Genomic DNA, 14,534 nt, shown 5'->3' with positions numbered 1-14,534 from the left:
AGAAAAACCTCGCTTTTGCGAGGCTCTCCTATTTATAAGCTAAGGCACGTTTAAAAGTTTTCCAGATTCCTAAATCATCCGTTTGAAGGACTAGGCTGGCATACATGCGTCCGATAAAGACTGTTGCAGTGACTGCAAAAGCAACCGTTATGGCAAGAGAAGTCCAAGCTTCCAGACCACTTGCATACCCATTTATAGCTCTAAATGGCATAAAGAAAGTCGAAATGAAAGGGATATAGGAACCAATTTTCAGAACTAAATTATCCCCAGCAGCACCTAGAGAGGTCACACCCACAAATCCTGCTATAATCAAGATCATCAATGGCGACAAGGCCTTTCCTGAATCCTCAGGGCGAGAAACCATGGATCCTAGGAAGGCTGCTAAAACAACGTACATAAAGAGACTAACCAAGACAAACAATAAGGTATTGAGCGAGAAGGCCTCTCCCAAGTGGTTTAAAATACCAGATTGTGCCAAGATAGGGATATCTTTAAAGAGCAGAATGGCAGCCAGCCCACCCACGACGTAAATTCCAATATGAGTCAAAATCACAAGAAGCAGAGCCAGCATGCGAGCGTAGAAATAATGACTAGCTCTGATACTAGAAAAGACCACTTCCATGATTTTGGTTCCTTTCTCGCTGGCTACTTCCTGAGCAGTGACACTAGCATAAGTAATCAAAATCATATAAAGGAAGAAACCAAGCCCTGCGGCCGCAATGGTTTGAACCATCTTTTTATCTTCTTTGGATTCATCAATCTTCTCAGTAAAGTCAACGGTTTGACTCAGGCGTTTTTCCTGTTCTTGAGACAAATTGGCTGCCGAACGATTGAGTTGGTATTGCAGTTCATTGAGTTTATTGGTTACTGCTAGCTTGATACCTGTTTCAAGAGAAGTTTCACCATGGTAAACGGCCTTGAGGACACTGTCCTCTTGATCAATAGTTAGATAACCCTTGATTTTCTCATCCTTGATAGCAGCTTGGGCACTGGCTTCATCCTGATAGTCAAAGTTAATGCCATTGGTACCCTTGAGCCCTTCTGCCACAGTTGGAACAGTTGTTACCACTGCTACCTTGCTATTCTTGGCCATAGAAGACCCTTGGAGATAGCCGATTCCTACAGATAATCCTAAAAAGAGAAACGGCGAAATCACCATAAAGAAGAAACTCCAGGACTTGACATGTCGCAGATAAGTTTCTTTAATAACTACCCACATATTTCTCATACTTCCACCCCTGATTCTAGTTTAAAGATTTCATCGATTGTTGGAGCTTGTTGGTCAAAGGTCGCGATGTATTGACCTTGAGTGAGGATTGGGAAGAGTTCCCTTCCAGCACTCTCATCATCTAAAATCAATTTCCAACTGCCTTGCTTGGTCAAGCTCACCTGTTTGACATGAGGAAGACTTTCCAGTTCTTCCTTGCTTCGTTCACTTGAAACAAAGAGACGCGTTTTACCGTATTGATTGCGAACTTCTTGGACTGGTCCATGCAAGACCACACGCCCATCTCGAATCATGAGAATATCATCGCAAAGCTCCTCGACATTGGTCATGACATGGTCAGAAAAGATAATGGTCGCCCCACGCTCTTTTTCTTTTAAGATAACCTGCTTGAGCAACTCGGTATTGACTGGATCCAGACCACTAAAGGGCTCATCCAGGATAATCAAGTCTGGCTCATGGATGAGGGTGATAATCAACTGGATTTTCTGCTGATTTCCTTTTGAGAGGCTCTTGATTTTGTCAGTCAATTTCCCCTTCACTTCCAGTTTTTCCATCCATTGAGGAAGTTTTTCTTTGACCTCCTTAGCATCCATGCCCTTTAGAGTAGCCAAGTAACGAACTTGCTCAAGGACTGTCAACTTGGGCATGAGACTGCGTTCTTCAGGCAAATAACCTATCCGAGCGTAAGTCTCCTGACGAATCTCCTGTCCATCCAGACTGATCTCTCCTTGATAGTCCAAAAATTTCAAAATACTGTGGAAAATCGTTGTTTTCCCAGAACCATTTTTCCCGACCAGCCCCAGAATCCGTCCTGGACTTGCCTGAAAATCTACACCAAACAAGACTTGCTTGGAACCGAAACTTTTCTCTAGATTTCTTACTTCTAGCATTTTCCACCTCCGAAATATGTTGCACTTATTATACTCCTTTTTGATAGCCTTTACAAGGATTTATGTACATTTTTATCTTGTTCATCCTTCCTTAAAAACTAAACTCTCTAAGGGTTTTGAGTACCCAAGTGATAGACCAATTATAACCCAATAAAGTATAGCTGAGAGCTTTTACTCCCCAATTGTTCATTTTTGATCCTGAACTGTCCTTTTGAAACTAAAAATCCACCCCGAAGGATGGATTGATGAGTTAACGCACTTCTGCATGGACTTTTTCTTCGAGAGAAGCTTGGATTTTTTCCATATAGCGTGCGACTTCTTCGTCCGTCAAGCTATCTTCTGGATTTTGGAAGGTTAGGCTATAAGCCATTGACTTCATGCCAAGTCCCAATTTTTCACCTGAGAAGACGTCAAAGAGTTTGATGTCTGTCAATCGTTTCACACCTGCAGCTTGGATAGCGTCTACAACTTCTTGATGGCTAATTTCTGCCTTGAGAAGAAGGGCGATATCACGGCTGACTGCTGGGAATTTCGTGATTTCCACAAATGGAGCAGCCGGTTGGAGAGCAGCTTCGATAGCTGAAAGGTTAAGTTCCGCTACATAAGTTTCTGGGATATCGTAAGCCTTGGCAGTGACTGGATGTACTTGGCCAAGGAAACCAAGAACTTGGTCACCGAGTGAAATCACAGCTGTACGACCTGGATGGAGGCTAGCGATTTCAGATGTTGCTGTATAAGTTACTCCTAGTCCCAAACGAGCAAAGAGGGCTTCAAGGATTCCCTTAGCATAGAAGAAATCAACTGGAACCGCTGCTGTTTGGAAGTCTTTTTCTGCGACCAATCCTGTCAAGGCAAAGGCAAAGCTGTTGATTTCGTTTGGTAGGTCTTCTTTGGGATTGCCTGTTTGTTCGAAGACTTTTCCAATCTCGTAAAGAGCCAAGTTTTTGTTCTTACGAGCTACATTGTAGGCCACTGTATCAAGGATACCTGAGATCATATTTTGACGGAGAACGGAGCGATCCACTGTCATAGGCCACATGAGTTCTGTAAGGTTGCTTGGTTGAGCCGTAAACTCAACTGCTTTCTCAGGCGTTGTCAGAGCGTAGGTGATGATTTCTGTCAAACCTGCTCCTTCAGCGATAGTACGAACTTGGCGACGAAGTTTTTGTGTCGCAGTCAATTCACCGGCTGTACCGTCATCTTTTGGAAGGCTAGTTGGCAAGCGGTCGTAACCGTAGATACGAGCGATTTCTTCAAAGAGGTCTGCCTCGATGGTGATATCCCAACGACGACGTGGGACGCTGACAGTGAAGGCTTCCGCATTTCCAGAAAGCCCAAAGCCAAGACGACGGAAAACGTCTTCTACATCTGCGTATGAAAGCTCTGTACCAAGGACACGGTTAACGTCTGCAAGGGTTGAAGAAACTTCTACATCAGAGGTATCAAGTTCACCAGCCGATACGATGCCCTTACGCACCGTCGCACCCGCAAGTTCTACAATCATACTAGCTGCCGCATCAAGGGCTTCATTGACTGTTGCCACATTGATGCCTTTTTCAAAGCGAGAAGATGACTCAGAACGAAGATTCAAGCGACCGCTGGTCTTACGGATAGATTTGCCATTGAAAACAGCTGCTTCAAGGACAACGCGACTAGAATTTTCAGAGATTTCGGTTGCTTGACCACCCATGACACCTGCAAGGGCAACTGGCTTGTCTGCGACAGTGATGACTAGGTCAGTTTCTGCAAGTTCACGTTCTTCACCGTCCAAGGTCACCAATTTTTCACCGGCACGCGCTTCACGCACAAGGATGTCAGTCCCTTCAAAGGTATCCAAGTCAAAGGCATGCATCGGTTGACCAAAGTAAAGCAGGATATAGTTGGTCACGTCGACTACGTTGTTGATAGGACGGATACCTTCATTCATAAGAAGGTTTTGCAACCACTGTGGACTTGGTGCGATAGTCACATTATCCAAAATACGGGCTGCATAGTAAGGAGCCTTGTCTGTGTCAATGCTGACAGAAAGAGCATCCGCTGCAACTTGGTCTGTTTCTGAAAGAGCAAATTCTTTAAAGTTGACTGCCTTGTCATAGATAGCTGCGACTTCGTGCGCAACCCCACGCATCGAAAGAGCGTCTGCACGGTTTGGAGTGATGGAAAGCTCGATGATTTCATCATCCAAGTCTAGGTAAGAGAAGACCTCTTCTCCTGGAACAGCATCCTCTGGCAAAATTTGGATCCCATCTGCAAATTCTTTTGGAACAACTGAGTCAGAAATGCCCAATTCACCTAATGAACAGATCATCCCTAATGACTCTAAACCACGGATTTTTCCTTTTTTAATCTTGTAGTTGTCCGCAATGCGAGCTCCCGGAAGAGCCACCATAACCTTGATGCCTGCGCGCACATTTGGGGCGCCACAGACGATTTGACGGGCTTCTTCTTCGCCCACATTGACTTGGCAAACATGCAAGTGTGTTTCGGGCACATCTTCGCAAGACAAGACCTCACCGACGACAATTTTTGAGAGACCAGCAGCAGGTGATTCCACACCTTCCACTTCAATCCCTGTAGTTGACATTTTTTCAGCCAACTCTTGTGATGGCACATCAATGTCCACCAACTCTTTTAACCATTTATAAGATACAAGCATAATTCTGATTGTAAGATCCCACCGAGTAAGACCTTTTCAATTCCTTTCTTTTTCTTCGAGTCAGTCGTTTCTATTTCTAAACTATGAGAAAACGAGAACGACTATATAGAACTGTATTTCAGGTTTCAATCTTATTTAAACTGTTCTGAGAAACGGACATCTCCTTGGTAGAATCCACGGATATCGTTGATTCCGTAACGGAGCATGGCTACACGCTCTTGACCAAGACCAAAGGCAAAACCAGAGTAAACCGTTGCATCAATACCACTCATCTCAAGGACACGTGGGTGAACCATACCGGCACCCATGATTTCGATCCAACCTGTTTTCTTACATACGTTACAGCCTTCTCCGCCACACTTGAAGCAGGAAACATCCACCTCAACAGATGGCTCTGTGAATGGGAAGTAAGATGGACGCAGACGGATCTGACGCTCTTCACCAAACATTTTTTGGACAATCAACTGAAGCGTTCCTTGAAGGTCAGCCATAGAGATATTTTTCCCAACAACCAAGCCTTCGATTTGGTGGAATTGGTGACTGTGGGTCGCATCGTCCGTGTCACGGCGGAATACACGTCCTGGTGAGATCATCTTCAAAGGACCTTTTGAAAAATCATGGGCATCCATGGCACGCGCCTGAACTGGAGACGTGTGAGTACGGAGCAAGATTTCTTCTGTGATATAGAAAGTGTCCTGCATATCGCGAGCTGGATGGTCTTTTGGAAGATTCATCCGCTCAAAGTTGTAGTAGTCTTTTTCAACTTCAAAGCCATCCACGACTTGATAACCCATACCGATGAAAATATCTTCGATTTCTTCACTGGTTTGCGTAAGGACGTGACGGTGACCAGTCGCAACTGGACGACCTGGAAGGGTCACATCGATGCTCTCGCTAGCAAGTTGTGCTTCAACTTTCTTTTCTTCCAAGAGCTTTGCTGTTTCTTCAAAAGCGGCCGTCAAGACATCACGAGCCTCGTTGACGTGTTTCCCGATGATTGGGCGCATCTCAGCAGAAACATCCTTCATCCCTTTAAGAATTTCGGTAAGCGAACCTTTTTTACCAAGGATAGAGACACGTAATTCTTGCATCTCTTTTTCATTTTCAGCAGTAATCTGCTTCAAGCTAGCCAGCGTTTCTTCGCGAAGCGCTTTTAATTGTTCTTCAATAGTTGACATAATTCCTCCATCAGTCGCTCGTAGATAAAAAGAAAACCACATGCCAAAAACTCCACTCGGAGCGTTGACACGCGGTACCATCCGTTTCATCTGACAAGTCAGACCTTCATTTCTAAATCCATGCGCAAGTGAATTCACTCAGCTTTCATATAGAGAGCTTACAGTCATGGCCCTCCTCCCTGATATACTTCCCTTGAGTTACTAGTCTTGCGGATTTCTATTCGATTACTACATAGTTTATCAAATTTTTAGTTAAAAAACAAGTTAGATTAGACTAATTTCAATATAAAACTCGTTCCTTTTTCTGTTGTTCCATTTTCCACAAATCCAAGCGACTTGAAACACCTCCTATAAGCATGATTGTAGGTGTAGATTTCCTTGACTCTCAATTCTTTCCATCCTTTTACTCGAGCCAATTCAATCAAAGTACTTAGAACCTTTTTTCCAAGTCCTCGATGTTGGTAAGCGGGATTCCCAATCACAATGGGAAGATTATCCTGAGATAGAGTAACATCCCCAATTGGAAACCATTCTCCCTTCTCCTTGACTTCAATCCAAAAAAGCTCACCATGCTGATCCAAATAGGAATACATAGCTTCCAAGGTCGCTGGACTGTAAGGACTCTTCACACCATCTACGAGGTAAACCAAGTTCACATCCTGATACCAAGCAAAAGCTTCCTCACAATGATTGACCTTATAATAAGGAACAAGACGCAATACACTACCTATTTGTAGGACCTGTTTCATCTGCTTTCCTTTTTAATAAAAGAGTTGCTGCTTGATTAAAACCATCGCACCAGTTATACCATTTTGCTTCATACTCATCTTGAGCTAAGATACGGTCTTTTAAATCCAAAACAGAGTAAATCTTTCTTTCCTCGCAAGCTTGCGCATAGAGATAATACAGTTCATCGCCACCATCTCTATCCCACTCAGCAGAAATCGTATCCCTACCTGCCAATAAAGCCTGATAAGCCCTGTGATGCCCGTCTGTAATCAACAAGCAGTCTCCGAACGCAAGAATACTGATTGGAACAACATTGATGATTTCTGCCGATTGATAAAGTGTCTGGATGCCTTCTAGTTTCTTTTCTGATAAGTATAGTTGAGTCGGATGGAGAGCTTTTATGTTGACTTTCATTTCTTTCTCCTCAAGGGAATTCGATACTCACTTCTGCTTGCCTTTAAATCGCCATTGGAAGCGAAGCTTGTCATAGAAGGGAAATTCGATAAACAAGACTCCCAAGCCCACACAGAAACTGGCAAGAACATCAGATGGATAATGAACCCCCAGATAGACCCTTGACACCAGTACACTGACTAGGTAGAACCCAAGAACGATTTGTACGATTTTTCTCCAGACTGGATTTTTAATTCGTTGACTGAGAATGACAATCAAAGTACCTACCATCAGTGTCACTGCAAGAGAATGCCCGCTTGGGAAGGAAAATCCCTTCTCCTCTACCAAGTGTAAGATAGCTGGTCGTGGGCGCTGGTAAATATTTTTAAAGGTCACAATCAAAAGACCGGCTAAGGCTAGATTGCCCGCCATGAAGTAGCTTTCTATCTTCCACTGCTTACGATAAAAGATAAAGGCTGCAATGGCAACCCAGGTGATAATCACTGGAATATCAATCAAATGCGTAAGTGCACGGAATAGAACTGTCAAATAATTTGGCAAGTCCCCACGAAGGGCAGTCTGAATCGGTTGGTCAAATTCGACCAGCGTTTCAGGATAGAACTTAACCATATAGCCAAGAAGGACGAAAAGTAAAAGGGCAAAACTGCCCTTCATTAAAAATGTTTGTTTATCTCTCATAATGTTTTAAGGTTGGTTTCAAGAGGACGTATAACAACCAGAATGAAACGGCAAAGATTAAACCTTCAATCAGGTTAAAAGGTAAAACCATGGTCATCAAGTAGTTAGAAAGTCCTATAATTTCTCTAATATCAAAGTTAGCAAACTGCGCGTATAAAGGAACCGCATAGACATAGTTGAGAACCAACATTGCCACGGTCAAGCCAATAGTTCCAGCTAGAGATCCTAGTAGGAAACGAAGGGTTGTCCGTTCCTTTTTCCAAATCAAAGCAAATACGATGACAAAAACTCCCAAAGCTACGATATTCATCGGCAAACCAATGTAAGTATTCACTCCTTGGCTATTCAGAAGCAACTTCAAGAGTGAACGCATCAAGAGAACTCCTAGAGCAGCAGGTAAGTCCATGACCACCAGACCCACAAGGACTGGCAAGATACTAAATTCGATCTTGAGGAAGGACGCCGCTGGTAGAAGCGGAAAGTCAAAGTACATCAGCACAAATGAAATGGCTGATAAAATCGCGATGGTCGAAATTCGACGTGTGTTTGTCATAACAGGTTCCTCCAATTTTCTATAAAATCAGAAGAAGTTGGAAAGGATCCCTCTATCTATTCTCACTTTTTATATCCCAAAAGTTCCCCCTCACTCTGTTGAGCAAGCGGTTGCAATTCATCTATAAACTCATCAGAACAGACAAAGCCATTCTTTCGTCTTCTCCCATCCAGACTATACTGTCGGTTGTGGAATCGCACCACATCAGCTTGCGCTCGCGGACTTATTTGGCTAAGATATTTTAGATTTATCTAGGCGTCGCAGTCGAAGATAATACTTAAAGTATATCGAGACAAGACAACAACGAGAAAGCTAAAATAGCTAGTCAAATTTACCGCCGGTCGGGAATCACACCCAGCCCTGAAGACCCTCTAATCATAACAAAAAACGCTTGCAAGTGCAAGCATTTTGATTATTTCAATTTATCTGCTTCATAGGTGTGAACAAGCTCAAGACCTGCAAAGTTCTGCTGACGAAGAGCCTCATAGACAATCATGCAGACTGTATTGGAAACATTGAGACTGCGAACATGCTCATCATTCATAGGAATACGGAGAGACTTTTCGGGATGTTCGCGCATAAAATCCTCTGGTAAGCCCTTATCTTCACGCCCAAAGAGAAAATAATGATCCCCACTACTTGCCAAATCTGCTTTAGAATAGACCTTTTCTGCAAATTTGGAAATCAAGTAAAGTTGCCCTTTCATCTGAGACATAAAGTCTGCCAAGTTATCATAAAAATAAATCTCAAGCTTATCCCAGTAATCCAAACCAGCTCGCTTCATCTTGCGATCATCAATGGGAAAGCCCATTGGCTTGATGATGTGGAGGGGAGAATTGGTCGCAGCGCAAGTACGCGCAATGTTGCCTGTATTTTGTGGGATCTGAGGTTCAAATAATACAATGTGATTTGTCACGACTTTCTTCCTTTCACCATTGCAAAAAAATAGCCACACTGCTCGGAGTCAAGCTCAGCAAACAGCGTGGTTAAGGCATCGTTAACTTACCTCACAACAGGTTTGAAGTAAATCAGCGAAACTACTTTCTTAGTATAACACTTTCAGAATCAATGTCAATAGAAACGACTTGATTTTTTTACTTTTTTTATTATATTTTCATACCGAGACATTCACTTTCAAAATAGCCTTAGCAAGAGAGTAAAATCACTTCAAATCAGAGACATCGTTATAGAAGTTAAGCAAATGTAGCTTCAAAAACTTGAAAAAAGCCTTTCTTCCCCTAAAAATCGCCTTAGCAAGTGCATTTTTTGCTAAAAAAGGGTATGATAGTTACATCATGAAAAAGTAGGTTTTTTATATGAAAATTGTCCTTGTTGGTGGAGGGAAAGTCGGTTTTGCCCTCTGTCGTTCACTAGTAGCGGAAAACCATGACGTTGTCCTCATCGAGCAAAATGAAGCTGTACTTAACCATATTGTCAGTCGCTTTGATATCATGGGCCTCCTTGGAAATGGTGCTGACTTTGCCATCTTGGAGCAAGCCGGCGTCCAAGAGTGTGATATCTTTATCGCTCTAACTGAATACGATGAAGTGAATATGATTTCAGCGGTACTTGCCAAAAAAATGGGCGCTAAAGAAACCATCGTTCGAGTGCGAAATCCTGAATACTCCAATGCCTATTTCAAAGAGAAAAATATTCTTGGATTCTCACTTATCGTTAACCCAGAACTCTTAGCAGCCCGTGCCATCTCAAATATCATCGATTTCCCTAATGCCCTCTCAGTTGAGCGTTTTGCTGGAGGTCGTGTCAGCCTGATGGAGTTTGTTATCAAAGATTCTAGCGGGCTCTGTCAAATGCCAATCTCAGACTTTCGTAAGAAATTTGGCAACATCATTGTCTGCGCTATGGAAAGAGACCATCAACTCATGATTCCAAGTGGTGATGTTACTATCCAGGACAAGGATCGGATTTTTGTTACGGGAAATCGTGTGGATATGATGCTTTTCCACAACTATTTCAAATCGCGTGCAGTGAAAAGTTTGCTTATCGTTGGAGCTGGAAAAATTGCCTACTATCTTGTTGGCATCTTGAAAGACAGCCGTATTGACACCAAGGTCATCGAAATTAATCCTGAAAGAGCTCGTTTCTTTAGTGAAAAATTCCCAAATCTCTATATTGTCCAAGGAGATGGAACTGCAAAAGACATTTTGCTGGAAGAAAGTGCTCCCCACTATGATGCAGTCACAACCTTAACCGGGGTTGATGAGGAAAACATCATCACCTCTATGTTTCTTGACCGTGTTGGTGTTCAGAAAAATATCACCAAGGTCAACCGGACCAGCCTCCTAGAAATTATCCATGCGCCTGATTTTTCAAGTATCATCACGCCGAAAATCATCGCAGTGGATACCATTATGCACTTTATCCGTGGTCGGGTAAACGCCCAATACTCAGACCTTCAAGCCATGCACCATCTTGCAAATGGTCAAATTGAAACCCTACAATTCCATATCAAGGAAGCTAATAAAATGACTGCCAAACCTCTATCACAGTTGAAATTGAAAAAAGGGGTTCTCATCGCAGCTATTATCCGAAAAGGAAAAACAATCTTCCCTACTGGAGAGGATATGCTTGAGGTAGGAGACAAGTTGCTCGTGACGACCTTATTGCCGAACATCACCAAAATTTATGATTTGATTGAGAGGTAAAAAATGAATAAAAGTATGATTCGTTACCTCCTCTCAAAACTTCTCTTGATTGAGGCAGCTCTCCTTCTAGTACCTGTTGGTGTAGCGACCTATTACCAAGAATCCAGCCAAGTATTTATAGCTCTTTTTTCTACGATTGGAATATTAGTCCTTCTTGGTTGTTTTGGCGTTTTACGGAAACCTAAAAATCAACGGATTTATGCCAAGGAGGGTGTCTTAATCGTTGCCCTCTGTTGGATTCTCTGGTCTTTCTTTGGTGGCTTACCCTTTGTCTTTTCAGGACAAATTCCCAGCATCATCGATGCATTTTTCGAGATTAGCTCTGGTTTTACAACGACTGGTGCTACTATCCTAACAGATGTTTCCGTTCTCAGTCGTTCCCTCCTCTTCTGGCGAAGTTTCACCCACTTGATCGGAGGAATGGGGGTACTCGTCTTTGCACTTGCCATTATGGACAATGCCAAGAATAGCCACTTGGAAGTGATGAAGGCTGAGGTCCCTGGACCTGTCTTTGGCAAGGTCGTATCCAAGCTAAAAAACACTGCCCAGATCCTCTATCTACTTTACCTAGGGCTATTCTCCCTCTTTGTTGTCATCTACTATCTAGCAGGTATGCCCTTGTTTGATAGCTTTGTCATCGCTATGGGAACAGCGGGAACAGGAGGCTTCACCGTCTATAACGACGGAATTGCCCACTACGGTAGCTCACTCATCACCTATCTAGTTAGTATCGGAGTTCTGGTTTTTGGGGTTAACTTTAATCTCTACTACTACCTCATGCTCCGTCGGGTCAAGGCCTTCTTTGGAGATGAAGAACTGCGGGCTTATGTGATTATTGTCCTAGTGTCTACAGGTTTGATCACTCTCAATACCCTCCACCTTTACCAAGGTGTCTCTAAGAGTTTTGAGATGGCTCTCTTCCAAGTATCCAATATCATCACGACAACTGGATTTGGTTACGGAGATATTACCAACTGGCCTCTCTTCTCCCAGTTTATCCTCCTCTTCCTCATGGGAATCGGTGGCTCAGCTGGTTCAACTGCTGGTGGTCTCAAAATTATCCGTGGACTCATCCTCACAAAAATTGCCAAAAATCAGATTTTATCTATTTTATCCCCTCACCGTGTCTTGACTCTGCATGTCAATAAAACTGTGATTGATAAGGATACCCAGCACAAGATTCTTAAATATTTTGCTATCTACGTGATGATTATACTCTCTCTCATCTTTATCGTCAGTCTTGATAGCAATGATTTTCTAGTCGTGACCAGTGCGGTCTTCAGCTGTTTTAACAATATCGGACCTATTCTAGGTACAACCTCGAGTTTTGCCATCTTTAGTCCCATCTCTAAAATCCTCCTCTCCTTTGCAATGATTGCAGGTCGCTTAGAGATTTACCCAATTTTACTACTCTTTATGAAACGCACTTGGTCTAAACGTTAATTACAATACAATCCCCTTTTACAAGCTCGTAAAAGGGGAATTTTTCTATTAAAAATGAGAAGACCATTCGGTCCTCTCCTAATCTGTTTATTTTTTAAGAGCTTCTTTGTAACGAGCAACTTCTGCTTGGTTAGCCCAAACATAGTGACCTGGACGAATTTCCACCATAGATGGTTTGTCTGTCTCATAGTCATGTTGGTCAGGATCGTAAACTTTCAAGACCTTCTTGCGTTCCAAGATTGGATCTGGAATCGGTACAGCAGATAGAAGCGCCTGAGTATATGGGTGGACAGGATTGTTAAACAACTCCTCTGTCTCCGCCACTTCGACGATAACTCCCTTATAGATAACCGCGATACGATCTGAGATAAAGCGAACAACTGACAAGTCATGCGCGATAAAGAGATAAGTCAAGCCCAACTCTTTTTGGAACTTCTTGAGCAAGTTCAAAACTTGCGCACGCACTGATACGTCCAAGGCTGAAATTGGCTCATCTGCAATAACAAAATCAGGCTCCATCACAAGGGCACGGGCAATCCCGATACGCTGACGTTGACCACCAGAAAACTCGTGTGGATAACGGGTCAAGTGTTCTTTCAAAAGTCCAACTTCATGAATCATCTTTTGAACTTTTTCTTTTCGATCTTCTTCGTCTTTGAACAAGTGGTAGTTGTAAAGACCTTCAGAGATGATATAGTCAACTGTCGCACGCTCATTCAAGCTGGCTGCAGGGTCCTGGAAAATCATCTGGATACGACGAATCAAGTCTGAGGATTCCTTATGAGATTTTTTCCCATTAATTTTCTGGCCATCAAAGATAATCTCTCCTTTACTGGTATTATTTAAACCAATAATGGCACGACCAATCGTTGTTTTCCCACTACCAGACTCACCTACAAGAGAGAAAGTTTCTCCCTTGTTGATAAAGAAGTTGGCGTTTTTAACCGCCACAAACTTCTTACTTCCTTCACCGAAGGAAATTTCTAAATCTTTAATTTCTACTAATTTTTCAGACATTTCCTTCCTCCTAGTCTTCTAGATGAGCAAAGCCCATTTTATCACGAATCTTGTCATGCAAATCTGCAATGACTCCAGGTTTTTCAACTTTAGGAGCATTCTCATGAAGCAACCAAGTCTTAGCCCAGTGGGTATCAGTGACTGAAAACTGAGGTGCTTTCTGTTCAAAATCAATTTGCATCGCATAATCTGAACGAAGGGCAAAGGCATCACCTTTCAACTCAGTATAAAGAGACGGTGGTGTTCCTGGGATAGAGTACAATTCCCCTTTATCATCAGCAAGCTGAGGCAAGCTAGACAAGAGACTCCAAGTATATGGATGACGTGGATCATAGAAGACTTCCTCAACAGTACCGTATTCTACAATTTCACCAGCATACATAACCGCTACCTTATCGGCAATACTTGCTACCACACCAAGGTCATGGGTGATAAAGATAATGGTAAAGTGGTACTCATTTTGCAAGGTTTTAAGCAAATCAATGATTTGCGCTTGGATGGTTACGTCAAGGGCCGTTGTTGGCTCGTCACAGATCAAGATATCTGGACGACACGCAAGGGCAATGGCAATAACGATACGTTGGCGCATCCCTCCAGAATATTGGAAAGGATACTCTTCAAAACGTTTTTCAGCATCTGGAATTCCGACCTTGTTCATATAGTCGATTGCCATCTCTTTGGCTTCCTTAGCTGTTTTCCCTTGGTGTTTAACGATAACTTCAGTGATTTGGCTACCGATTGTATTGATTGGGTCCAAACTTGTCATAGGGTCTTGGAAGATGGTCGCAATTTTAGCACCACGAATCTTCTCCCATTCCTTGTTAGAAGTAAGAGCAGTCAAGTCTTGTCCACGATAGTCGATGCTTCCTTGGGCAATACGTCCATTGTCTTCTAACATCCCTGTAAAGGTTTTTGTTAATACGGATTTACCAGAACCGGACTCACCTACCAAGGCAAGAACTTCTCCTTCAATCAGGTCCAGAGAAACTCCTCGGATAGCCGTCAGAACTTTGTCACGAACGTCAAATTCCACGACAATATCACGAGCAGTCAAAATTACATTATTTCCTTTTGTCATGTCT

Annotated in this window: 13 protein-coding genes and 1 riboswitch; of the genes, 2 read left to right on the top strand and 11 right to left on the bottom strand. The window is 42.8% G+C overall.

The features are described 5' to 3' along the window. Nucleotides 1–28: 28 nt before the first annotated feature. The 9 genes from GOM47_RS01485 to GOM47_RS01445 form a co-directional block, all read right to left on the bottom strand. The gene (locus tag GOM47_RS01485) at nucleotides 29–1,228 is read right to left on the bottom strand and encodes an ABC transporter permease (RefSeq protein WP_235080845.1); all 1,200 of its coding nucleotides are present in this window, start codon (nucleotides 1,226–1,228) and stop codon (nucleotides 29–31) included. Continuing rightward, nucleotides 1,225–2,118, bottom strand: coding sequence for an ABC transporter ATP-binding protein (locus tag GOM47_RS01480; RefSeq protein ID WP_000895276.1), 894 nt, complete (start codon nucleotides 2,116–2,118; stop codon nucleotides 1,225–1,227). Before GOM47_RS01480 ends, GOM47_RS01485 begins: the two co-directional genes overlap by 4 nt. Nucleotides 2,119–2,368: 250 nt before the next feature. After that, nucleotides 2,369–4,774 (bottom strand): phenylalanine--tRNA ligase subunit beta, encoded by a 2,406-nt coding sequence (gene pheT, locus GOM47_RS01475; RefSeq protein ID WP_235080844.1) that lies wholly within the window; start codon nucleotides 4,772–4,774, stop codon nucleotides 2,369–2,371. 131 nt (nucleotides 4,775–4,905) lie between these two features. Beyond that, nucleotides 4,906–5,952 (bottom strand): phenylalanine--tRNA ligase subunit alpha, encoded by a 1,047-nt coding sequence (gene pheS / locus GOM47_RS01470; RefSeq protein WP_235080843.1) that lies wholly within the window; start codon nucleotides 5,950–5,952, stop codon nucleotides 4,906–4,908. Between the two features lie 269 nt (nucleotides 5,953–6,221). Then, nucleotides 6,222–6,671, bottom strand: coding sequence for a GNAT family N-acetyltransferase (locus tag GOM47_RS01465; protein WP_235081266.1), 450 nt, complete (start codon nucleotides 6,669–6,671; stop codon nucleotides 6,222–6,224). Nucleotides 6,672–6,675: 4 nt separating this feature from the next. Then, nucleotides 6,676–7,095 (bottom strand): chromosome partitioning protein ParB, encoded by a 420-nt coding sequence (locus tag GOM47_RS01460; protein ID WP_235080842.1) that lies wholly within the window; start codon nucleotides 7,093–7,095, stop codon nucleotides 6,676–6,678. Between the two features lie 27 nt (nucleotides 7,096–7,122). Further along, nucleotides 7,123–7,773: a phosphatase PAP2 family protein gene (locus tag GOM47_RS01455; protein WP_235080841.1), complete on the bottom strand. Its 651-nt coding sequence runs from the start codon at nucleotides 7,771–7,773 to the stop codon at nucleotides 7,123–7,125. Then, nucleotides 7,763–8,326 (bottom strand): ECF transporter S component, encoded by a 564-nt coding sequence (locus GOM47_RS01450; RefSeq protein ID WP_235080840.1) that lies wholly within the window; start codon nucleotides 8,324–8,326, stop codon nucleotides 7,763–7,765. The genes GOM47_RS01455 and GOM47_RS01450 overlap by 11 nt, the downstream gene beginning before the upstream one ends. 153 nt (nucleotides 8,327–8,479) lie before the next feature. Continuing rightward, nucleotides 8,480–8,698: riboswitch (FMN riboswitch) on the bottom strand. Between the two features lie 40 nt (nucleotides 8,699–8,738). Further along, a complete protein-coding gene (locus tag GOM47_RS01445) occupies nucleotides 8,739–9,242 on the bottom strand; it encodes a tRNA (cytidine(34)-2'-O)-methyltransferase (protein ID WP_235080839.1) in 504 nt (167 codons plus the stop codon). 400 nt (nucleotides 9,243–9,642) lie between these two features. Between GOM47_RS01445 and trkA the strand changes: the two genes are divergently transcribed. Both trkA and GOM47_RS01435 read left to right on the top strand, forming a co-directional pair. Then, nucleotides 9,643–10,992 carry a Trk system potassium transporter TrkA gene (gene trkA, locus GOM47_RS01440; RefSeq protein WP_235080838.1) on the top strand — a complete coding sequence of 450 codons (1,350 nt, stop codon included), beginning with the start codon at nucleotides 9,643–9,645 and terminating at the stop codon, nucleotides 10,990–10,992. Nucleotides 10,993–10,995: 3 nt separating this feature from the next. Continuing rightward, nucleotides 10,996–12,435 carry a TrkH family potassium uptake protein gene (locus tag GOM47_RS01435; RefSeq protein WP_235080837.1) on the top strand — a complete coding sequence of 480 codons (1,440 nt, stop codon included), beginning with the start codon at nucleotides 10,996–10,998 and terminating at the stop codon, nucleotides 12,433–12,435. Between the two features lie 87 nt (nucleotides 12,436–12,522). Here GOM47_RS01435 and GOM47_RS01430 read toward each other — a convergent pair whose 3' ends face one another. Both GOM47_RS01430 and GOM47_RS01425 read right to left on the bottom strand, forming a co-directional pair. Continuing rightward, a complete protein-coding gene (locus GOM47_RS01430) occupies nucleotides 12,523–13,452 on the bottom strand; it encodes an ATP-binding cassette domain-containing protein (RefSeq protein WP_001291316.1) in 930 nt (309 codons plus the stop codon). Between the two features lie 10 nt (nucleotides 13,453–13,462). After that, complete coding sequence (locus tag GOM47_RS01425; RefSeq protein ID WP_235080836.1) at nucleotides 13,463–14,530, bottom strand: ABC transporter ATP-binding protein; 1,068 nt, start codon at nucleotides 14,528–14,530, stop codon at nucleotides 13,463–13,465. Nucleotides 14,531–14,534: the final 4 nt, after the last annotated feature.

It is taken from the genome of Streptococcus oralis, from assembly GCF_021497945.1.
Taxonomy (GTDB): domain Bacteria; phylum Bacillota; class Bacilli; order Lactobacillales; family Streptococcaceae; genus Streptococcus; species Streptococcus oralis_BR.
The sequence above is the reverse complement of the archived record's forward strand: the minus strand, read 5'-3'. Positions and strand labels throughout refer to the sequence as shown.

Coding starts and splice junctions, on each gene's coding strand:
- GOM47_RS01485 (WP_235080845.1), bottom strand. CDS start 1,228: ATGAGAAATATGTGGGTAGTTATTAAAGAAACTTATCTGCGACATGTC.
- GOM47_RS01480 (WP_000895276.1), bottom strand. CDS start 2,118: ATGCTAGAAGTAAGAAATCTAGAGAAAAGTTTCGGTTCCAAGCAAGTC.
- pheT (WP_235080844.1), bottom strand. CDS start 4,774: ATGCTTGTATCTTATAAATGGTTAAAAGAGTTGGTGGACATTGATGTG.
- pheS (WP_235080843.1), bottom strand. CDS start 5,952: ATGTCAACTATTGAAGAACAATTAAAAGCGCTTCGCGAAGAAACGCTG.
- GOM47_RS01460 (WP_235080842.1), bottom strand. CDS start 7,095: ATGAAAGTCAACATAAAAGCTCTCCATCCGACTCAACTATACTTATCA.
- GOM47_RS01455 (WP_235080841.1), bottom strand. CDS start 7,773: ATGAGAGATAAACAAACATTTTTAATGAAGGGCAGTTTTGCCCTTTTA.
- GOM47_RS01450 (WP_235080840.1), bottom strand. CDS start 8,326: ATGACAAACACACGTCGAATTTCGACCATCGCGATTTTATCAGCCATT.
- trkA (WP_235080838.1), top strand. CDS start 9,643: ATGAAAATTGTCCTTGTTGGTGGAGGGAAAGTCGGTTTTGCCCTCTGT.
- GOM47_RS01435 (WP_235080837.1), top strand. CDS start 10,996: ATGAATAAAAGTATGATTCGTTACCTCCTCTCAAAACTTCTCTTGATT.
- GOM47_RS01430 (WP_001291316.1), bottom strand. CDS start 13,452: ATGTCTGAAAAATTAGTAGAAATTAAAGATTTAGAAATTTCCTTCGGT.
- GOM47_RS01425 (WP_235080836.1), bottom strand. CDS start 14,530: ATGACAAAAGGAAATAATGTAATTTTGACTGCTCGTGATATTGTCGTG.